Below are 20,533 nucleotides of genomic sequence, written 5' to 3'. Positions count from 1 at the left end.
TGCGGACGTGCGACTGAATTGGCAGGTGCTTGCCTCACTGCGGGACCGGACATGACTAACCCCCTCACTGCCGGCATCGACGAAGCCGGGCGCGGCCCGCTGGCAGGACCCGTCGTGGCGGCGGCGGTGATCCTGCCTGCGGGGTTTTCCGCGCTCAGCGCACTGGACGATTCCAAGAAGCTCACCGCAAGGCGGCGCGAAGCGCTGGCGGCGGTCATCCGCGCTGAAGCCATGGTGAGCATTGCGCTGGCTGAACCGGCCGAAATTGACCGGCTCAACATATTGCACGCCACGCTGGCCGCCATGGCGCGCGCGGCAGCGGGACTGGCGCGCCCGCCGCAGCTCATCCTGATCGACGGCAATCAGGTCCCGCCGGGCCTGCCTTGCCCCGCCCGCGCCCTGGTCGGCGGAGATTCCAGCGAGCCAGCCATCGCTGCGGCCAGCATCATCGCCAAGACCGTGCGCGACGCCCTTATGGCCCAGGCGGACGACCGTTTTCCCGGCTACGGATTTGCTGGCCACAAAGGCTATCCCAGCCCGGTTCACCGCGCCGCCCTCGAGGCGTTAGGTCCCTGCCCCCTCCATCGGCTAAGCTATGCCCCCGTGCGCGCCGCGCTGGAAAAAAGCGGCTTTGCGCGGCGTATGATGAATCACGCTTAACCAACGGGTAAGCCGGACTGATTCATGCCTGTGCTCGTGATAAGTTTTCAAGCGGGGCGAAACCGGTGTCAGGCGCAAACAAGAACAATCTCCCGGTCGATCAGGTTCTGGTCGGCGATTGCGTGGAGGTGATGGCGGGCCTTCCCGACGAAAGCGTCGACCTCGTCTTCGCTGACCCGCCCTATAATCTGCAGCTGGGCGGCGATCTTCACCGGCCGGACAATTCGCGCGTCGACGCGGTGGACGATGACTGGGACCAGATTGGCAGTTTCGACGATTACGACCTGTTCTCCTGCGCCTGGCTGGAACAGGCGCGCCGGGTGCTCAAGCCCGATGGCGCGCTGTGGACCATCGGCAGCTATCACAACATTTTCCGCGTGGGCGCTTTCCTGCAGGACATGGGCTTCTGGATCCACAATGACGTGATCTGGCGCAAGTCCAATCCGATGCCGAATTTCAAGGGCACGCGCTTCACCAACGCCCACGAAACACTGATCTGGGCGGGCAAGACCAAGGCCTCGCGCGTCACCTTCAACTATGCCGCCATGAAAGCGCTCAATGACGGGGTGCAGATGCGCTCTGACTGGACGCTGGCGATCTGCGCAGGGGGCGAGCGGCTCAAAGCCGCCGACGGCCGAAAGGCGCATCCGACCCAGAAACCGGAATCGCTGCTGCACCGCGTGCTGCTGGCCACGTCCAATCCTGGCGACGTCATTCTGGACCCGTTCTTCGGCACCGGCACCACGGGGGCCGTGGCGCGCAAGCTGGGCCGTCATTTCATCGGCATCGACGCCGATGAGGGCTATGCCGACATCGCGCGGCGGCGCATTGCGGCGATCAGCCCCACCGCCGACGCGGACCTGAAAGTCACCCAGTCCAAGCGCGAACTGCCGCGCATCCCGTTCGGTGCGGTGGTCGAGGCGGGCCTGCTGAAAGCTGGCGACACGCTCTACTGCGCGCAAGGGCGCCGCACGGCGCGTGTGCGCCCGGACGGGACCATCAGTGCGGGCGGCGAAAGCGGCTCGATCCACCAGATGGGCGCCCATGTCCAGGGCGCGCCGGCTTGCAATGGCTGGACCTTCTGGCATGTGCGCCAGTCCGGTCAGCTCGCCCCCATCGACGTCCTGCGCGCCCGCATCCGGGCGCAGATGGAAGGGGCTTAGACCTACCGCTGCCTCGCTCCTTATGGCTATCGCATTTGAACGACGCCGGACGGTTTCTCAGGCCCTGGGGGAATGCGCTCAGGCCGCCGCCTGGTTTTCCTCGCCCCGGGTGCAAGACTGACCGGGTATCAGCGCAACGCGACCCCATCCCCCCGTCGATCCTTGCTGAGCCATTTTCGCAAGCGTCGCAGCCTGTCAAGGACGACCGAGCCTTCGCTCGGTCGCCGCTCAGCGGCGGCCCGAAGGGCCGTCCTTGACAGACTGCGATCGCCTTGCGTGATCCTCCACCATGGAACGAAGGGGAGGATTGATCCCCAGAGCTCCTCAGGGCTGGAGCCGTCTGAAGCATCACGTTGAATCAAATGGCCGGTCCGCCCTACCCCAGCGCCGCGCGCACCGCCTTCTTCATGACGCTGGGCAGGCCCGAGGCTGACAGCGGCTCGGCGGGCGCCCATCGCCCGGTCGCATCCGGCCCGCGCCAGCCTGCAGGGGCCTCAGCCGCGTAGACATCCAGCTCCAGCGCAAAATGGGTGAACACGTGGGACACCGCCCCGGCCTTGCGCCAGTCCAGCGCCCCGGGCGCCGCCGCTTCAACGGAGGGCAGCGTGTTCACATCCTCAATCCACGCACTGCCCGGCGCTTCCAGCATGCCGCCCAGCAGGCCCTTGTCGGGCCTGGGCCGGACATAGACCTCGCGCCGGACCGCCGGACCGCGCAGGATCACGAACACCAGGCCGTGGCGCACGGGCCGGGCCTTCTTGGCCGCCTTGACCGGATAACGCTCCATCTCGCCTGCGGCCCGCGCCTCGCAGGCGCCCGCCCAGGGACACGTCCCGCAGGATGGCCCGCGCGGCGTGCACACCGTCGCCCCCAGATCCATGATCGCCTGCGCATAGTCGCCGGGGCGGTCCGGATCGGCCAGGCTCGCAGCATGCTCGCGGATCACGCTCTTGGCACCGGGCAACGGGGCCTTGATCGCGAACAGGCGCGTGATCACCCGCTCCACATTGCCATCCACCACGCTGGCGGGCAGATCGAACGCGGCGGCGCGGATGGCGTTGGCGGTGTACTCGCCAATCCCCGGCAGGGCCCGAAGCGCCTCAAGTTCACTGGGGAACACGCCTTTCAGCTCAGTGGACACCACCTGTGCGCAGGCATGCAGATTGCGCGCGCGGGCGTAGTATCCAAGCCCCGCCCACTGCGCCATCACATCCTCGCGCGGCGCGTTGGCCAGGTCCTGCACGCCCGGCCACAGCGCCAGAAACCGCGTCCAGTAGGGCGTGGCATGCGGCACCGTGGTCTGCTGCAGCATGATCTCCGACAGCCAGACGGCATACGGATCGGCAACCACGCCCCGCGCCCGGTCCTCCGGCCGCACCCGCCAGGGCAGGGTCCGCCCCTCGCGGTCATACCAGGCGAGCAGCGCCGCGCGCAGCGCGGGCGCGTCGTCGCGCGACAGGGTCGGAACGGGCGTGGAGGTCATGGCGCGCGCGGGTTTGTTGTGGCGCCCGCTTGCCAGAGCGGCCTGAGGGGGCGATCCTTGTTACCATGAAACGTCCGCCCCATCCGTCAAGCGGCAGACGCCGCCCGGTCGCATCCGATGCCGATGCCAGCGCCCAGGCTTGGGTCTGGGCCCAGCGCCATCGCGGACGGCCGGCCATTGCCCCGCCCCCGGCCGCGGCGGCGGCGCTGGCGCGGGTGCTGAAACCCCTGGCGGTGCATCACGGGCCGGGCGTGGCCGAGCTGGCCGAGCACTGGGCAGAGATTGTCGGCGCGCCGCTGGCTGCCCATTCAAGGCCGGAGAAAATGCAATCGGGCGCGGGTGGTCTGACGCTGGTGGTGCGCGCGCGCGGCCCGGCGGCGGCGCTGGTGGAGGCGCAGTCGGCGCGCATTCTCGAACGCGTCGCGCGCTATGCGGGTCGCGCGCCCAAGCGCCTGCGTATCGTGCAGGGATCGCTGGGCGGCTCCGTCTCCACCCCGCCGGCGCGCAAATCCGCCAGCGCGGTGCCGCCCGGTCTGGACACGCCGGGCCAAAGTCTTGATACGATCATGGCCGAGTTTCAGCGCGCGGTGGAGGAACGCGAGGGCGTCCGGCTTGGCCCCGCCCCGATGCCGCGCCCGCAGAGAGAGACCGAATGATGATGTCGATGTCACGCCTGATCGGCACGGCGGCGCTGGCCGCCGGCCTGGTGCTCACCGGATGCGGGGGCGCGAGCCCCGACGGCCGCTCCCAGTTCGAGCGCGAGGGCGATTTCGCCAAGGGCCGCGCGGACGCGCCGCTCACCATCATCGAATACGCGTCCACCGCCTGCCCGGCTTGCGCCTACTTTCATGCCGAGGGCAAGCCCACGATGGACCGGTATGTGGAAAGCGGCCAGGTGCGCTACGTGTTCCGCGAAATGATCACCGGCCTGCCGGCGCTGGCCACCCCGGGCTTCATGCTGGCGCGCTGCGCGCCGCAAGAGCGCTATTTCGACGTGCTCGACCTTCTGTTCGCCCAGCAGCAGGCGCTCGCCGCCGCGCTGCAACAGGGCCAGGGCCGTGCCCAGGCACAGTTCCGCACCATTGCGCGCACCGCGGGCCTCAGCGACGCCGAGTTCCAGGCCTGCATGACCAATAATGACATCTATCAGCAAGTGCTCGACGCCAACGAGCAGGCGGGCCGCGATGGCGTTCGCGGCACGCCCACATTCATCATCAACGGTTTGACGCTGGAAACGATGGAGCATCCGGACGGGACACTGGATGCAAGCCGGCGTCCGGCTCTGGCGTTTGGCGTCAATGGCCGCGCCATCAGTGATGACCAGGGCGTGATCGCGCATGATTATGACGCTGACACGATGGAGCGAATCATCGCGTACTTCCTGGCTCGCGAAGGTGTGACGCCTGAAACGGCTGCGCCCGAAGCGTCGGATGGTGACGCCGGATAGACCTTCAGCCCTGCACAGGGCGGGCGGCGGCGTGAACGGAGGGGTGTGGTGAAGTTCACCCAACTGCGCCTGGCCGGCTTCAAGTCGTTTGTCGACGCGACGGAGCTGCGCATTGATCCCGGCCTGACCGGAATCATCGGGCCCAATGGGTGCGGCAAATCCAACCTGCTTGAAGCGCTGCGCTGGGTGATGGGCGCGACCTCGGCCAAGTCGCTGCGCGGCGGCGGCATGGAGGATGTGATCTTCTCCGGCACGGATAACCGCGCCGCTCGCGACCGCGCCGAAGTCACCCTCACCATCGACAATACCGACCGGCGCGCGCCTGCCCGCTTCAATGATGCGGAAATCCTGCAGGTCGTGCGCCGCATCACCCGCGGCAAGGGATCGGACTATGAAGTCAATGGCGAGGAGGTGCGCGCCAAGGACGTGCAGCTCCTGTTCGCTGACGCCGGCACGGGCGCCAACTCGCCTGCCCTGGTGCGCCAGGGCCAGATCAGCGAGCTGATCAGCGCCAAGCCGGAAAACCGCCGCCGGGTGCTGGAAGAAGCCGCCGGCGTGGCGGGTCTGCGCGCACGCCGGCGCGAATCCCAGCTGCGCCTCACCGCCGCCGAAGCCAATCTCGCCCGTCTGCAGGAAATCGTCGATGATCTGGCCGCCCGCCACGCCAGCCTGCAGCGCCAGGCGCGTCAGGCCGGTCGCTATCGCGAGCTGTCCCAGACCATCCGCCAGTATGAAAGCCTGCTCTGGCTGCGCCGCTGGCGCGAGGCGCGCGACGCGGTGGCGCTGGCCGAAACCGCCCTTGAAGCCGCCCGCGCCGAAGCTGACACAGCCCTGCGCGCCGCAGCCGGCGCCACGTCAAAGGCAGAGACCGCCGCCGCGCGCGTCCAGCCCCTGCGCGAGGGCGAGGCCGAGGCGGCCGCCGCGCTGCGCCTGGCCGAACGCACGCGCGACACGCTCGACCGCGATATAGACGCGGCCAAAGACGCCATCACGCGGCTGGACACGCGCCTTACCGAGCTACAGGCCGCCGAGGCCCGCGAAGCAGAACTGCACGAAGAGGCGCGCGCCACGCTGACCCGGCTGAAGGGTCAGATGAACGGGTTGCGTGAACAGGCCCGCGCCGACGCGCCCGCCCAGACGCGCGCGGAAGCCGCACTCGCCGATGCCGATACCAGCCGCCAGAAAGCCGAAACCGATCTGGACGCCGCCGGTGCCGCCTGCGCCGAAATCCGCGCCCGCCTGCAGGGCGCACGGCGCGACGCCGAACAGGCCCGCCAGCGTGCCGACCGGATGGAGCGCGAAACCGACACCGCCCGCACCGCGCTGGAGCGCGCAGGCGCGCAGGACGACCCCGATCTGAACGCGCTGGAAGCCGATGTGGGCAACAAGGCGTCCGCGCTGGACGCCGCGCGCGCCGCTCTGGCTGCCGCTGAAGCCGCCCTCACCGATCTGCGCGAGCGCGCAGGCGAAGCGAAAGATGCGGCGCGTGATGCGCGCGGTGACATGATCGCGCTGGAGCGGGAACAGGCGAGCCTGGAGCGTCTGCTGGCCGGTGGCGGGACCAGCGACCGGGTGCTGGATGATGTCACGGCGGACGCCGGGTATGAGCAGGCGCTGGCCGCCGCCCTGGGGGAAGATCTGGAAGCGGGCCTGAGCCCCGAAGCCGCGCGGCGCTGGACGTCCGCTGGGGTGACTGCCGCCGCCCTGCCCGCTGGCGCGAAACCGTTGAGCCGGTATGTCCGCGCGCCGGCCGCGCTGTCCGTCAGGCTGGCCGCCATCGGCGTGGTGGAGGACGCCGATCTCGATCGCCTGGCGGCAAGCCTGAAACCCGGACAGCGGCTGGTCACCGCCAGCGGCGCGCTGCGGCGCTGGGATGGCTATGCGGCCGATGCCGGCGCGCCGGGCGCAGCCGCGGTGCGTCTGGAAACCCTGAACCAGCTTGCCGCGCTGGGGCCTCAGCTGGACACCGCCCGCGCCCATGCCGAAACGCTGGAAGCCACAGCCGAAGAGGCGCGCGAGGCCCTGAACGAAGCCGAACGCGCCGCCGCGCGCACCCGCGACACGGCCGCACAGGCCGAGCGCGCGCTTCGCGCTGGTGAGCAGTCCCTGTCCGCCGCTCGCGCCGACGCCGCCCGCGCCGAGGCCCGCCGGGCCGGCCTGGTCGATGCCTTGAAGGCGGCTGAAGCCCGTCTCGCTGCGGCGCGCAAGGATGCCGAAACCGCCGCTGCCGCCGTCACGGCGGCTGAAGCCAAAGATGACGGCTTGACGGCGCTGGAAGACGCGCGCACCCGCGCCGATCGCGCCCGCGGTGCCGCTGCCGACGCCCGCGCAGCCCTGGAAACCATCAAGCGGGACGCGCAAGGGCGCCGCCACCGCCTGGCCTCGCTGGAGCGCGAAACCGCCGACTGGGAACGGCGCGAGGGCAATGCCGGCGCCCGGCGCGCCGCCCTCACCGCGCAACTGACGCAAACCACCAGCGAGCTTGACGCCGCCCGCGCCCGGCCCGGCGCGCTTGAAGCGCAGCGCCCCGCACTGCTGGATGCGCTGGCCAGGGCCGAACAGGACGCCCGCACGGCGCGCGATGCGGTGGCCGAAGCCGAAGGCGCCCAGCGCGAGGCCGATTCGCATTTGCGTCTGGCCGAAGGTGCCGCCGCCACAGCCCGTGAAGCGCGCGCCGGTGCCGAGGCGCGCCTGACCGGTGCGCGGGAACGGCTGGAGGAAACCGCGGCGAGACTGGCTGACGCCACGGGCGAAACGCCCGAGACGCTCATGCCCGGTGCCGCCGACAGCGAGTTCAACGCCCTGTCCAGCCAGGAACTGGAGCGCCGCCTGGACGAGGCCCGCCTGACCCGCGAGCGCCTGGGCGCCGTCAATTTGCGCGCCGACACCGAAGCCCAGGAGCTGGAAGCCGAACGCGCACGTCTGGCGGGCGAGCATGACGAGCTGGTCGAAGCGGTGGCGCGCCTGCGCAAAGCCGTCGACACGCTTTCACGCGAAGGCCGGGCGCGGCTTCTTGACGCATTCGAGGTGGTCGACCGCCATTTCCAGACCCTGTTCTCGGCTCTGTTCGGCGGCGGGCGCGCCGAGCTCGCCCTGACCGAGAATGACGATCCGCTGGAAGCGGGTCTGGAAATCTATGCCTGCCCGCCGGGCAAGAAGATGGAGACCATGAGCCTGATGAGCGGCGGCGAACAGGCGCTCACGGCTACCGCGCTGATTTTCGCGGTGTTTCTGGCCAACCCGGCGCCGGTTTGCGTGCTGGATGAGGTCGACGCCCCCCTCGATGACGCCAATGTGGACCGCTTCTGTTCCATGCTGGAGGAGATGCGCTCCATGACCGATACGCGTTTCCTGGTCATCACCCACAACCCCGTGACCATGAGCCGGATGGACCGTCTGTTCGGCGTCACCATGGGCGAGCGTGGCGTCTCGCAGCTGGTCTCGGTGAACCTGCGGGCAGCCGAAGCCATGCTGGCCGCCGAATAGGCAAAAATGTCTTTCTAATTCAATGATTAAGATCGCCGACGACCTTGCTTGACAGGGTGGGGGACCGCTTATAGGGTGCGCGCGCCTGACAGGGAGGTCCTTGACGGGCGAACGGTCACTTATGTCCCGCCAAGACGACCCGAACCCGCACCATGCCGATCGCGACGACTTTGAGCGCAGGCTTGACGCCAAGCTTGAGGAACGGCGCGCCCGGGAGGCCAAGCAGCAGGCATCCGGCTGGAGCCAGGGCCTGCGTTACGGATCGGAATTTCTCGGCGGGGTGATCACCGGGACAGTGCTCGGCCTTTTGGTCGACTGGCTGGCGGGATGGTCGCCCTGGGGACTGGTGGCCGGGATGATACTGGGTTTCGCGGCGGGCACTTTAAACATGGTGCGCGCCGTCAATGAGATGAACCGCAACAGCGACGCCAGTGGCGACTGACCGGTTTGAACGATAGCCAAGGGGACGCGCTGCGCGCGTCCATGAGACAAGGGGCGGGGCGTGGCCGACGCGACTAACCCGATCAAACAGTTCGAGATCAACCCGATCGCAGATCTGACGATCGGCGGGCTGAATCTGTCCTTCACCAATTCCAGCTATTTCATGGTGGCGTCGGTGGTGCTGGTGTCTGGGCTGTTGTCGCTGGCCATGTCCAAGCGCGCCCTGGTGCCGGGCCGGTCCCAGTCCGTCGCCGAAATGCTCTACGAGTTCGTGGCCGGCATGATCCGCTCCACAGCGGGCGATGACGGGCTGAAATTCTTCCCCTTCGTGTTCACCCTGTTTGCCTTCATCCTGATGGGCAACATGTTGGGCATGATGCCGTACTTCCCGGCACCGGGCTTTTACGGCTTCACCTTTACCAGCCACATCATCGTCACCTTCGCGCTGGCCATGCTGGTCATGGTGGTCGTGGTGGGCTATGGCGTGATGAAGAACGGCTTGAAATTCTTCAAGATTTTCTTCCCGTCCGGCGTGCCCCCGGTTCTCTACATTCTGGTGTTCCCCATCGAGGTCATCTCCTTCCTGTCACGTCCGGTGACGCTCGGGGTTCGTCTGTTCGCCAACATGCTGGCCGGCCACATCCTTCTGAAGGTGTTCGCCGGCTTCATCGTCATGCTGGGCTCGGTGGGAGCGCTGGGCGTTCTCGGCGCCGTTGCCCCGCTGGTCATGGTCGTTGCGCTGACCGCGCTGGAATTCCTGGTGGCGTTCCTCCAGGCCTACGTGTTCGCCGTTCTGACCTGCATCTACCTGTCCGACGCGCTCCACCCTGGTCACCACTAGGAGCGTCCGGAGCCTTTTCCTTCATCCGCACCGAACATCTACGAGGAGTAACATCATGGAAGCGGAAGCCGCTAAATACATTGGCGCTGGCCTGGCCACCTTTGGCATGCTCGGCGCCGCGCTGGGCGTGGGCAATATCTTCTCCAGCTTCCTTCAGGGCGCGCTGCGCAATCCGGGCGCGGCCGCGAGCCAGTTCGGTACCCTGATCTTCGGTTTCGCCGTGACCGAAGCGCTGGGCATCTTCTCGCTGCTGATCGCCCTGCTGCTGCTGTTTGTGGTCTAGACCACAGCGTGACAAGACGGTGCATGGCCGGGCGCGTGACAGATATCTGCACGCGTCCGGCCCATCGTCACTACCCCGCTTGCCTCGGTTAGAGGAGAGACGCCCGTGACGGCGCCGCAAACCATCGATACCGCGCCGATAGACGCGGAAGCGGCCTTCCCGCCGTTCGATCCGACCTATTTTGCATCCCAGCTGTTCTGGCTGGCGATCAGCTTTGCTGTTCTCTATTTCCTTCTGTCGCGCTTCGTCCTGCCGCGCATCGGCGGAGCCATTGAGGAACGGCGCGATCGTATCGCCGACGATCTCGATGCCGCCGCGCACATGCGCGACCAGGCCAACGAGACCGTGCGCGCGTATGAGAAATCGCTGGCCGACGCCCGGGCGCGTGCCCAGAGCGTGGCGGCCGGGGCCAAGGCCGAAGCCGACGCGGAGATCGCTGAAGCTGTCCGCGAGGCCGACGCCCGCCTGGACGCCCAGCAGGCCGAGTCCGAGGCGCGCATTCGCGAGGCCCGTGATGCCGCCCTCAAAGAGGTGCGCTCCATCGCCGCCGGCGCAGCGATCGCGATCACCGACCGCCTCGCCGGACTGGACGTGAGCGACAGCGACGCCGAAGCGGCCGTCGACGCCGTGCGCAAGGGCTAAGCCATGACCTATTTGCTCAACGACACGACATTCTGGGCTTTCGTCGGCCTCATCGGCTTCTTCGTCATCCTGTTCTTCGCCGGCGTCCACAAGACGGTCGGCAAGGCGCTGGATGACCGCGCCGAGAAGATCCGTGGCGAGCTGGACGAGGCCCGCCGCCTGCGTGAGGAAGCGCAGGAATTGCTGGCCTCCTATGAGCGCAAGCACGCCGAAGCCGCCGAAGAAGCCGAGCAGATCATCAAAAAGGCGCGTGCCGAGGCCGAGTATTTGCGCGAGCAGGCCCAGGCCGAGATCGCCGAGCGCATCGAGCGCCGCACCGCCCTGGCTGAACAGCGCATTGCCCAGGCTCAGGCCCAGGCTGCCAAGGATGTGCGCGGCCTGGCTGCCGATCTGGCGGTGGAAGCGGCCCGCACCCTGCTCACGGACGGCCTGACCAAGCCCCAGCGCACCAAGTTGGTCAAATCCGGCATTGCGGATGTCAAAGACCGGCTGAACTAGGCCGGACAGATGATCAGACATAGAAAAGCCCGCCCGGCGCGTGCCAGGCGGGCTTTTTCATGCCCGGTGCCGGTGAGTATCCGGCTGGATCAGTTGCGAATCTCGTCGATCCAGGCACCTGGCCCGTCCCCGGTGCGCAGGTCCATCACCGTCGGCCACAGCCGCCAGGGCGCCCGGCCATCAGAGTTCCACAGGCCGATAAAGGCAAAGCCGGTCTCCGGCTCCATCACGATCTGGGCACCATAACCCGACAGATAGCCCGCGTGGGCGATCAGGCGCCGGTCCCCCCAGTGATAGATGCGCCAGCCCATGCCGTAATGGGTTTCGCTGACCCGCTCGCGCACGCCGCCCAGACCCCGCGTCTCGCGCAGGGTAGCGGTATAGGGGGTGAAGACGCGCGCCTTCACCGCGTCGGGCAGACCGCCCTCGGCCTCGGAGCGTAACAGGGCCTGGGTCCAGGCAATCAGATGATTGAGGCTGACGGTCACCGACGCCGCGCTGGGCATGACGTCATAATTGGACTGCGGGCTGCCGGGCGTATCCGTCGTGCGCGACCAGCCGCGATGGGGTGCCGCCCAGCTCAGGGCGTTGATCAGGCTCTCCACCCCGACCCCGGCACCGTCCAGACCATAGGGCTCGAACACATAGCGGCGCAGCGCCGCGTCATAGCTCAGGCCGGTGCTCTCCTCGACGAGATGCTCCAGCGCCGAGAACGCCACGTTCTGGTAAGTGTAGCAACTGCCCATCTGGCACACGAGATCGACCTCGGCGAGCCGTCCCCGGGCAAAGGCAGCGTCGCGACCGTCATTGATCAGCGTGTCATAGGCGTTGCGCGGCAGGCCCGTGCGATGGGTCAGGATTTCCATCCAGGTGGGCTGGCGCGGCGCACGCAGGCGCAGCGCCCGCGTTGGCACAGCCCGGTTGAGGTCCACCTGGCCGTCATGCTCGAGCAGCGCCAGCAGCACGCCGGTAAACCCCTTGCTCAGCGATGCGGCCCGAAACTGGGTATCGGCGGTGATCATCTCGCCCGACCCGGCCGCAGTCTCGCCAGCGGTGTAGATCAGCACCGGCTCGCCATGCTCCAGCACGGCGATGGCCATGCCCACCGAGCGGTCAAATCTTGCAGCCTGTTCCAGACGTGCCATCAGCGGCTCGAAATACTCCAGCGCCGGCAGGTCGATCTCCGGGGCAGACGCAGCGGCGGCAGCCGTCGCGGCCTCACCGGGCAGCGCGGAACCGGCATCGCCTTCGGGCGGCGGCGTCTCGTCCGCTAGGCCCAGTGTGGCACTCAGCGCCAGCAGCAGGATCGGAGTCATCAATCGGGTTTCCCGTTACAGCGGCTCATTACAGGTCACGCAGTGGAAAGACCCTCCCCCGGTCAAGATAGCATTGGACGGGCTGGCGACCACCACACGATCCGCACACACGCTCTGGAGCGCCCGGACTGCCGCGCCTGCGTGCGCGTTATAGGCGGGCATGACCAGATGCCTGGGTCCCGCCACCCAGTTCATGTGCGACGCCGCCGCCGGCCCGCCTTCGGCGTGCGGCACAAAGCCCGGCGACGGGATGCGCACCACCTGCAGCGGCTTGCCGGACGCATCGCGCGCGCTCTCCAGCTGGCGGGCGATCGCGTCGAGGATCCCCGCATTGGGATCATCGGCCCCTGTGGGAGCCTGGCACGCCACCATGCCGGGGCGCAGGAATCGGGCGATATTATCCACATGGCCGTCCGTGTGATCGCCAACGAGCCCCTCATCGATCCAGATCACATTGGTGACGCCGAACAGGCGGGCGAATTCGGCCTCCACCTGCCCCTCGCTCCAGCCGGGATTGCGGTTGGAATTGAGCACACACTGACGCGTGGTGATGACGCTGCCAGCGCCGTCAAACTCCAGCGCGCCGCCCTCGCATACCAGCTGGCTTGCCCGTTTTGCGGCACCGGACTGACGCGCGATATCCCCGCCGATGGTGGTGTCGCCGGGCAAATCATACTTGCCCCCCCAGCCGTTGAATGTCATGCGCACCGCCTGCAGCCCGCCCGGTCCCGTCGCAAAGACTGGCCCGGTATCGCGCGCCCAGACATCGCCATAGGCGGCCTCGATCACCCGGGCCCGTGGCAGGCGGGTGCGGGCGTCGGCGGCGGCGGAAGGCGTGGCGGCGTAGATGATGATCTCCGGCGCTGTCCCGTCCGCGCTCGGCGCGGCGGTGAGGCCCAGGAAGGCGGCAAACTCCGCGCGCGCAGGATCAAGATCCTCCTCCCATAAATCCTCGGCCGCCGGCCAGAGCGTGTGAATGGCGCGCTGGGGTTCGAACTCGTGCGGGACGCGCAGGGCGATCATGGGCGGGCTCCGGGCTGATGGCTCGGATCAACGCCTAGCATGGCAAGGGTAAAAGAAAAGAGGGCGGCCCTTGCGAGCCGCCCTCGTTAGTCAGTCGTCCATCAGCAGTTACGGGTCTGATTAGAACTCGTAACGGATGCCGATGCGGGCAAACCAGGCAGAACCCGGGTTGGACCGGAAGCCGGTGACCGCAGCGTTGCTGATGAAGCTGTTGTAGCGATACACGCAATCGCTGGCCGCGAGGCAGTTGGTCCGCGGCGCATCGCCGGTCAGAGCCGGAGCGCCACCGACGCCCAGGGCCGCCACGTCGGCCGCCCGGACCAGATCCGCGTTCACGATCGGCCGCTGGCCAAAGCCCGGCGCGTTGACGCGGGTGCCCCAGCTGTCGTTGAGCAGGTTCAGGACGTTCTGGATGTCCAGAACCAGCTTGAACCGGTTGTCACCCACGAAGCGGTCCATGCCCGGAATGCCCGGCAGGTCCTGCTGGATTTTCAGGTCCCAGCGCTGCTGCCACGGACCATTGTCGGAGTTGACGTCGTGGATCTGACCGCGGGTCAGGCCGCGCGCATCAACGAAGCTGTTGAAGGCGGCCTGGTCGAACCCAGCAGCGTACACCACACGGCCGTCATTGGCCGACGGGATGTAGAGCGGACGGTTCGAGAACGGGGATTCACCATTGCCCGGACGGCCAAACAGGGCGTTGCTCGCGTTTGTGTTGAACGTGTAGGTGAACGGCGCTCCCGAGTTGATCTGACCGAACAGGTCCATGCGGGTGGTCAGGTCGCGGAAGAAGTCCTGCTCGTACGAGAAGCCGAGCTTGAACGCGTGCTCGATCTGGTAGACCGAGGTGCGAACGCTCGGGAAGTTGACGTCCGCATCGACCTGGCCGCGCAGGGACGAGATGCCGCGCGAGGACGAACCCTCGGTGATCATCTGGACGTCCTGGTTGGCGTACGAGACGAAGAAGCCGAAGCCGTTCTCGAACTCGTTGGCCAGCGAGACCGTGAAGGTCGTGCTTTCATCGCCCGAGGCGTTGGTCAGGATGGTGCGGTTCGACACACGGAGATTGTTCAGGTCTGCGTAGATCGGGCGGCCGTCCGGGGCCACGCCAGTCTGGGCGAAGGGTTGCTGGTTGGTCTGGGCCGTTTCACGCCACAGGAAGCTCTGATTGCTGCGGCTGTGGATGACCTGAGCGGTCGCCACATAGTTGCTGCCGAGATCAAAGCCGCCGAACACCAGGTCAAACTCCTGCTCGACGCGCAGGGAGTATTTCCAGTCGGACGGGATTTCGAAGTTCGGGTCGATGGCGTCGATGGCCAGCGGGGTGCCGTTGGAGACAGCCGTCAGCAGCGCCGCCGGAATGTCGCGGCCCGTCACGCCGGTGAAGGTGCCCGCCGCGAACACAGCCGGCACCTGGAAGGCGTTCGAGGTCCACACGCCCGGATCGCCACCGGCGAAGAGGCCGAAGCCGCCGGAGACCGTGGTGCGGTCCGCCGCGTCCCAACGGAAGCTGACGCGCGGCATCAGGATGTCGAGACCGTCGGTGGTGGTGGTGTTGTCGAAGCCCACAGACGGCTGGAAGGTCGGATCGAAGGTCGGCTGGTCATCGGTGGACAGGCGCTCATAGCGCAGGCCCGCGGTGAATTCCAGCGTCGGCAGAGCCTGCCAGCGCGTCTGTCCGAACAGGGTCTGGCGGGTGTAGCCCCACTCCGCAGCACCATCACGCGCCACGTTGGACGGCACGTTGCGGTACTCGATGAGGGCGCGCTGGTTGAGGATGTCCTGACCGGCATTGGCACCCGAGAAGATGAAGCGGCCACGCGAACGCTCGACGAACAGGTTGTACAGGTCGAGGGTTTCGTACTCGCCGCCCACCGAGAAAATGAAGTCGTTCCAGGTGTAGTCGGCGCGGGCGAACAGCTGAAGACGGGTGTCTTCGTACTCGTTGGCGTGGCGGAAACGGTCGCAGCCGCCGGTCAGGTTCGCGTTGGAGGTGATCAGGCCCGCGAGCGGCGTACCCGCGACGTTGGCCGGGGTCAGGCGGAATTCAAGCGTGCCAACATCAGACGGCGCGCGGCAGTTCTGGCCACGGGTATAGTCGATGAAGCTGGCGCGCAGCTCGGTCGACAGGTTCGGCGTCCAGTCAGAGAACAGCTGGGCGGTGTAGTTTTCCAGCAGGGTCGGGGTGTCATACCAGGCCGACACAAAGTTGGTCGCGGAGATGTTGCTGACGCCGACGTCTTCGGTGCGCTGATAGTTCGCCTGCAGACGGTGGTTGTCATTGATGTTCCAGTCCACGCGCAGGAACCAGCGCTCGGTTTCTTCCGGCACGGCGGTCTGCTGGGGACGGCCCAGCATGTCGATGCCATACGTGGTCTGAACCATCTGGTTCAGCGTGTCGAACAGCGCCGCGCTGCGGCCGCCTGCGGCGTCCGCGGACCCGAAGTCCGCCTGGCGGGCGGTCTCGAACCGGTCATAGGAGAACGAGAAGAACAGACGGTCGCGGATGATCGGGCCACGGATCGAGATGCCGTATTCTTTCTCTTCAAACTCACCCGGGCTGAAGCTGCCTTCGCCGCCAAACGTGGTGGAGCCGACATAGTCCTGGTCGCGGAAATAGTAGAACGCCGCGCCGTCAAACTCGTTCGAACCACCGCGCGTGGTCACGTTGACCAGGCCGCCGGTGAAGCCCGACGAGGTGACCGAGTAGTCAGAGGCCACCAGCGACACCGATTCGATGATGTCGATGTTGATCGGCGAGCGCGCGGTCGCGAAGGTGTTCGAACCCAGACCGAAATTGTCCTGCTGGCGCGCGCCGTCGATGGTCACGCCGTTGAAGCGGGGGTTGACGCCCGCGACAGACAGATTGTTCGGGCCGCCGGAGATGGCGAGCGGGTCACGGTTCAGGGTGGAGATCACGTCACGCGCCAGCGAGGGCTGGTTGGCCACGTCGCGCGCGGTGAAGTTGGAGCCCACCCCCGCGTTCAGGTCAACGCGGCTGATCGCCTGGCCGGTCACGGTGATGACGTCGGCGGTGGCCGGCGCCAGGGTGATGCGCAGCGGCGGCTGGGCACCCGGCGCCAGGGTCAGGCCTTCAATGGCGTCGCCGTCAAAGCCCGGAGCGCTGACCACGAGGTTGTACGGGCCGCCGACGCGCAGGCCGGTCTGAACAAACTGACCGGTGCCGCCGGTGGTGGCGACGTTCGCCGAACCGGTGGGCGTGTGAATGATGGTGACGCGGGCGCCAACGACCGGCTGGCCGTTCACGTCCACCACGGCGCCGCGCAGCTCCGAGGAGGTCTGCTGGGCATGCACGGCCGCCATCGGCGCCATCGCGACGAGCGCGACAGCCGAGGCTCCGAGTGAGAGCTTCTTCAGAATCGCCATTTTTTAGTTCCCCTAATCGACCAAGTGCGGGCATCGGCACTACGCCGACGCTTCACGGGGGGCTCTAAGGGGTGGCTCTGACGGATCAGCGACAGATATGTGAAGCTTTTGTTGCAGTGCTGGACGCCTGTTTGTTGGCACACGGAGTAAGCCACGCAGCCCTCGGCGCACTATCTTGTTTTGTTGTAAGGGGAATCGGTTGCTGCGGTGCAGCATCGCCAGACGTTTGCGCCTGTTGGTCACGCGCGTTCCGGACCACAGCCACAGCCCCACAAAGAGGCAAAGCGTGCCTTTTTGGCCACGCCTCGGGGGAGAGCGGAGCCTGAGCGCTTTGACAAGCCTCGCGCCGAACCTCAGAACAGCGCTCATGAGCGCGCCCTCACCCGCCCCTTCAAGCCCGGCCCATGGCCTGAGCCCATCCGCGCCGGCGTTGGATCGCACGGTCTGGTGGGCCGTCGGGGCGGTCGCACTCTTGCTGGTGATCCGCACCGGAGCCCTGATTATCAACCCCGCCAACCTCTATGCCGACGAAACGCAATACTGGCTGTGGTCGCGCGAGCTGGACTGGGGCTACTATTCCAAGCCCCCTATGATCGCCTGGCTGATCGCGCTGAGCACGGCCGTGTTCGGTGATTCAGATTGGGCAGTGCGTCTGTTCGCCCCGCTGCTGCACACGGTCACGGCCTGCCTGCTCGGCCTGACGGCGGCGCGCCTCTACGGCCCGCGCGCCGGGGCCCTGACCGCCGTGATGTGGGCTGTGATGCCGGCGGTATGGCTGTCGTCAGGGATCATGTCGACCGACGTGGCGCTGATGGCGGGCCTGTCGGGCGCGCTCTATGCCCTGATCCGCCTTCGTGACGGGGCGGGCTGGCCCTTCGCTGTGATGTTGGGCCTGGCGCTCGCCTTTGCGTTCCTGGCCAAATACGCCGCATTCTACTTTTTCGCAGGTGCCGCTCTGGCGGTCCTGGCCGACGCGCCGGTGCGCCGGGCGCTGATCAGCTGGCGCGGCGGGCTGGCGCTGGCGGTGTTCGCGGTCCCGGCCGGTGGCAATATCGCGTGGAACGCCGCCAACGAGTTTTCCACCTTCAGCCACACGGCCGACAACGCCAACTGGGGCGCGGACATGTTCAATCCGGGCGAGGCGCTCTCGTTCGTGGCCGATCAGTTCGCCGTTTTCGGCCCGGTCATGTTTATCGCGCTGATTGCCGCGGTCATCGCCGCCATGGTCACCGCTGTGCGCGCCGGGCGTCCCGACTGGAACGCAGCGCGCGCCGAGCTGATGCTGGCGGTCTTTGCCGCACCGCCGCTGCTGATCGTGGCATTCCAGGCCTTCCTGAGCCGTGCTCACGCCAACTGGGCCGTGGCGGCCTATGCCGCCGGGACGATCCTCGCCGTGGCTTTCCTGTTGCGCGGACCGGTCTGGCGGCGCTGGGCGCTGTTCGCCTCGTTGGCGCTTCATGTCGGCGCGGGGGCGGGGATGATGACGCTCGCCGTCTCACCGCGCCTGGCCGACGCGGCAGGCGCAGAAAGCGCTTTCCACCGCGTGCGCGAGTGGCCTGCCACCGCGCGTGCCCTGACAGACGCGGCACGCGAAACCAGCGCCGCTGCGCTGGTGTTCGACAACCGCAATGATTTTCACCAGATGCAGCGCTATGGCACCGCGATCCCCGCGCCGCTGTTCATGTGGCGGCGCTATGAGGGCGCGCACAATTACGCCGACACGGTATGGCCCCTGCCCCCGGGCTTCGAGGGCGAGGTTCTGGTCGTGTCCCAGCGCCCGTTCGAAGCACCGCTCATCGCTGAAGATTTCGCGCGCTTCGAACCGGCCGGCGAGATCGTGATCGCACTCGGCCCCACCCGCACGCGCCGCTATCAGCTCTTCCTGGCCGAAGGCTACGCCCCCGTCCCGCGCAACGCCGCGTTCGAAGCGCGCGCTACGGCGCTGGCGGACGAGGCACGCGCGCAGCGCTGAGCCTTTATGCCAACGCCACCTCACGCGCCTGTCCCGGACCGTACACAGCCGATACCTGCGCCACGCGTAGCCTGGCACCGTCCGCCCCGCCGGGCAGGGCAGCCGCCAGCGCCACTGCGTCCAGCGTGAGCCTGGGCTGGGCCGTCTCGCCCTGCCAGATCTCATCCCCGCCCGCATTCAGCAACGTCACCGCGTAGCGCTCGCTCTCCTCACCCAGCGGGATCTCCGCGCTCCACGCATCGGCATCGATCCGCCCGCGCCGGGTCCACCGGGCCTCCAGCGCCCCGCTGCGCACCCGCGCGCGCGCATGCACCGGTGCCAGCGGCCGCAGGTCGGCACCGCCATACACCGTCTCCACAATCCTTGCCGCCGGACCGGTCAGCGGCGCGCCCGGCGGTGCCGCGATGACCCGCAAAGGCGCGCCGCGCTCATCCGCGCTCACCGGGATCACCGCTCCGGCCCCGTCCAGCACCACCACCCGCGCGCCAGCCTGGGCACCCGCAACGGGCGACCCGCCCAGCCCGCGCAGCAAACCGGTCAGGCGCCAGCTCTCCGGCCCGGTCAGCACCGCATGCTCAAAGCTCAGGACCTCCCAACCCTCATCACTCTCCACCACGATGCGGTCTGGCTCAAAGCGTTCAGCGCGCAGCGCCAGCTCGATCATCGCCCGCGTCCACAACGCGCCTTCGGGGTCCTCCACCAGCACCCCGTCCAGCTCCTGCCGGGCGAGATGCGAGCCGGCGTATTGCGCCTCCATCGCCTCGACAAAGCCCGGCGCCAGATTGCTCCGGTTCTCCCACGTCGACAGGCGCGTCATCACCACACCCGGCGCATTGATCAGCGCCTTCACCGCAGGGATCGGGCGCGGCGTGGTGGTGATCACCAGTCGTGGATCGCTGCCCAGGCGCAGGCCCAGGCGCAGCATGTCCAGCGTCTCCTGCGGCCGCGCCCAGGCGGCGAATTCATCGGCCCAGGCCGCATCAAACTGCGGACCGCGAAGCCCGTCCGGGTCCTCGGCGCTGAAGGCATAGCCCACTGCGCCACCCGGCCATACCACCCGGCGGCGCGACACCTCATAGCTGGGGCGCTCATGGGAATAGCCGATGGACAACAGGCCCGACGGCCCGCCCAGCATCACCTCGCGCACATCCTGAAAGGCCGGGCCCACCAGCGCGACGCGCCGTGCGCCCGCCGCGACCTGGGCCCTCACCCATTCGGCGCCCGCGCGCGTCTTGCCCGCGCCGCGCCCGCCCATGAACAACCAGATGCGCCAGTCGCCGGCGGGGGGCGTTTGCGCTTCCTCCGCCCACCGGTTCCAGTCGTAGAGATATTCCTCAGGAGACCTCTTCCCCGCCCGCACCTCTTCCAGGATGCGCGCTTTGCTCGATGGATCGTGCAAGAGCATCGAGGCGATCTTCGAGTTCGGAGACGAGTTGCTTGTGTTCTTCGCTGCCGGGGCGGGCGTATTGTCCTGTTGCGTCACGCGAAGGCGTCCTGTCCTTGTCCTGAGCCGTCGTTGAGAGTGTCTTCATCAGCTGTTCCTCCTTGAGGATGATCGCCCGGGCGATCCCTGTAACGAGCCGCACGATGCGTTCGGCCAGCGTCCAGTCGCCCGAGGCCGCCGCGTCCAGCGCCTGCTGGATAAGAGCGTCGATCCCCGACAGACGGGGTGCCATTTCCGTGTGCGGAAAGAAGTGATCCACCCACGCGCAGCGGCGCTTGATCGTCAGCGGCGTCAGGTGATAGCGCTCAGCCAGCAGCTGCGCGCTGTCGCCCCGGCGCCAGTCGGCGTAGATCGCCGGCCAGTCCGCCCTGACCACCATGGCCCGAACCCTCCATTGCGAACCTGCCATCACACTACCCCGCCAGCGCACCGGTCGGATTGATTGTG

General features: G+C 67.7%; 17 protein-coding genes. 11 read left to right on the top strand and 6 right to left on the bottom strand.

Annotated features, from left to right (window positions below; genetic code table 11):
- The first annotated feature begins 51 nt into the window (after positions 1 to 51).
- On the top strand, positions 52 to 660 hold the full coding sequence (locus L2D00_01980; protein WBQ13467.1) for a ribonuclease HII: 609 nt from the start codon (positions 52 to 54) through the stop codon (positions 658 to 660).
- A 131-nt stretch (positions 661 to 791) separates the two neighbouring features.
- Positions 792 to 1,823 carry a site-specific DNA-methyltransferase gene (locus tag L2D00_01975; GenBank protein ID WBQ14481.1) on the top strand — a complete coding sequence of 344 codons (1,032 nt, stop codon included), beginning with the start codon at positions 792 to 794 and terminating at the stop codon, positions 1,821 to 1,823.
- Positions 1,824 to 2,199: 376 nt separating this feature from the next.
- Here L2D00_01975 and L2D00_01970 read toward each other — a convergent pair whose 3' ends face one another.
- Complete coding sequence (locus tag L2D00_01970; protein WBQ13466.1) at positions 2,200 to 3,306, bottom strand: A/G-specific adenine glycosylase; 1,107 nt, start codon at positions 3,304 to 3,306, stop codon at positions 2,200 to 2,202.
- 65 nt (positions 3,307 to 3,371) lie between these two features.
- On the opposite strand from L2D00_01970, the gene L2D00_01965 reads away from it, so the two are divergent.
- From L2D00_01965 to L2D00_01930, 8 genes are all read left to right on the top strand, one after another.
- Positions 3,372 to 3,962, top strand: a complete 591-nt coding sequence (locus L2D00_01965) for a DUF721 domain-containing protein (GenBank protein ID WBQ13465.1) — start codon at positions 3,372 to 3,374, stop codon at positions 3,960 to 3,962.
- Positions 3,959 to 4,753, top strand: coding sequence for a DsbA family protein (locus tag L2D00_01960; GenBank protein WBQ13464.1), 795 nt, complete (start codon positions 3,959 to 3,961; stop codon positions 4,751 to 4,753). Before L2D00_01965 ends, L2D00_01960 begins: the two co-directional genes overlap by 4 nt.
- Positions 4,754 to 4,801: 48 nt before the next feature.
- Positions 4,802 to 8,239 carry a chromosome segregation protein SMC gene (gene smc, locus L2D00_01955; protein WBQ13463.1) on the top strand — a complete coding sequence of 1,146 codons (3,438 nt, stop codon included), beginning with the start codon at positions 4,802 to 4,804 and terminating at the stop codon, positions 8,237 to 8,239.
- Positions 8,240 to 8,360: 121 nt separating this feature from the next.
- On the top strand, positions 8,361 to 8,681 hold the full coding sequence (locus L2D00_01950) for an AtpZ/AtpI family protein (GenBank protein ID WBQ13462.1): 321 nt from the start codon (positions 8,361 to 8,363) through the stop codon (positions 8,679 to 8,681).
- A gap of 60 nt (positions 8,682 to 8,741) precedes the next feature.
- Positions 8,742 to 9,521 (top strand): F0F1 ATP synthase subunit A, encoded by a 780-nt coding sequence (locus L2D00_01945; GenBank protein ID WBQ13461.1) that lies wholly within the window; start codon positions 8,742 to 8,744, stop codon positions 9,519 to 9,521.
- Positions 9,522 to 9,576: 55 nt separating this feature from the next.
- Entirely contained in the window at positions 9,577 to 9,804 is a 228-nt protein-coding gene (locus tag L2D00_01940) for a F0F1 ATP synthase subunit C (protein WBQ13460.1), read from the top strand.
- Positions 9,805 to 9,909: 105 nt separating this feature from the next.
- Positions 9,910 to 10,446, top strand: a complete 537-nt coding sequence (locus L2D00_01935) for an ATPase (protein ID WBQ13459.1) — start codon at positions 9,910 to 9,912, stop codon at positions 10,444 to 10,446.
- 3 nt (positions 10,447 to 10,449) lie between these two features.
- Positions 10,450 to 10,944: an ATP F0F1 synthase subunit B gene (locus L2D00_01930; protein WBQ13458.1), complete on the top strand. Its 495-nt coding sequence runs from the start codon at positions 10,450 to 10,452 to the stop codon at positions 10,942 to 10,944.
- A gap of 89 nt (positions 10,945 to 11,033) precedes the next feature.
- Here the strand turns inward: L2D00_01930 and L2D00_01925 are convergent, their stop codons facing one another.
- The 3 genes from L2D00_01925 to L2D00_01915 form a co-directional block, all read right to left on the bottom strand.
- Positions 11,034 to 12,260 (bottom strand): beta-lactamase family protein, encoded by a 1,227-nt coding sequence (locus L2D00_01925; protein ID WBQ13457.1) that lies wholly within the window; start codon positions 12,258 to 12,260, stop codon positions 11,034 to 11,036.
- A 15-nt stretch (positions 12,261 to 12,275) separates the two neighbouring features.
- Entirely contained in the window at positions 12,276 to 13,283 is a 1,008-nt protein-coding gene (locus tag L2D00_01920) for an agmatine deiminase family protein (GenBank protein WBQ13456.1), read from the bottom strand.
- A 120-nt stretch (positions 13,284 to 13,403) separates the two neighbouring features.
- Positions 13,404 to 16,670, bottom strand: a complete 3,267-nt coding sequence (locus tag L2D00_01915; protein ID WBQ13455.1) for a TonB-dependent receptor — start codon at positions 16,668 to 16,670, stop codon at positions 13,404 to 13,406.
- A 367-nt stretch (positions 16,671 to 17,037) separates the two neighbouring features.
- Between L2D00_01915 and L2D00_01910 the strand changes: the two genes are divergently transcribed.
- Positions 17,038 to 18,642 (top strand): glycosyltransferase family 39 protein, encoded by a 1,605-nt coding sequence (locus L2D00_01910; GenBank protein WBQ13454.1) that lies wholly within the window; start codon positions 17,038 to 17,040, stop codon positions 18,640 to 18,642.
- A 4-nt stretch (positions 18,643 to 18,646) separates the two neighbouring features.
- Here the strand turns inward: L2D00_01910 and L2D00_01905 are convergent, their stop codons facing one another.
- Together L2D00_01905 and L2D00_01900 are read right to left on the bottom strand one after the other, a co-directional pair.
- Positions 18,647 to 20,047 (bottom strand): terminase family protein, encoded by a 1,401-nt coding sequence (locus tag L2D00_01905; GenBank protein WBQ13453.1) that lies wholly within the window; start codon positions 20,045 to 20,047, stop codon positions 18,647 to 18,649.
- The gene (locus L2D00_01900) at positions 19,977 to 20,465 is read right to left on the bottom strand and encodes a hypothetical protein (protein WBQ13452.1); all 489 of its coding nucleotides are present in this window, start codon (positions 20,463 to 20,465) and stop codon (positions 19,977 to 19,979) included. Before L2D00_01900 ends, L2D00_01905 begins: the two co-directional genes overlap by 71 nt.
- Between the last annotated feature and the right edge of the window lie 68 nt (positions 20,466 to 20,533).

The organism is Hyphomonadaceae bacterium BL14 (assembly GCA_027627705.1).
Taxonomy (GTDB): Bacteria; Pseudomonadota; Alphaproteobacteria; order Caulobacterales; family Maricaulaceae; genus Oceanicaulis.
The sequence above is the reverse complement of the archived record's forward strand: the minus strand, read 5'-3'. Positions and strand labels throughout refer to the sequence as shown.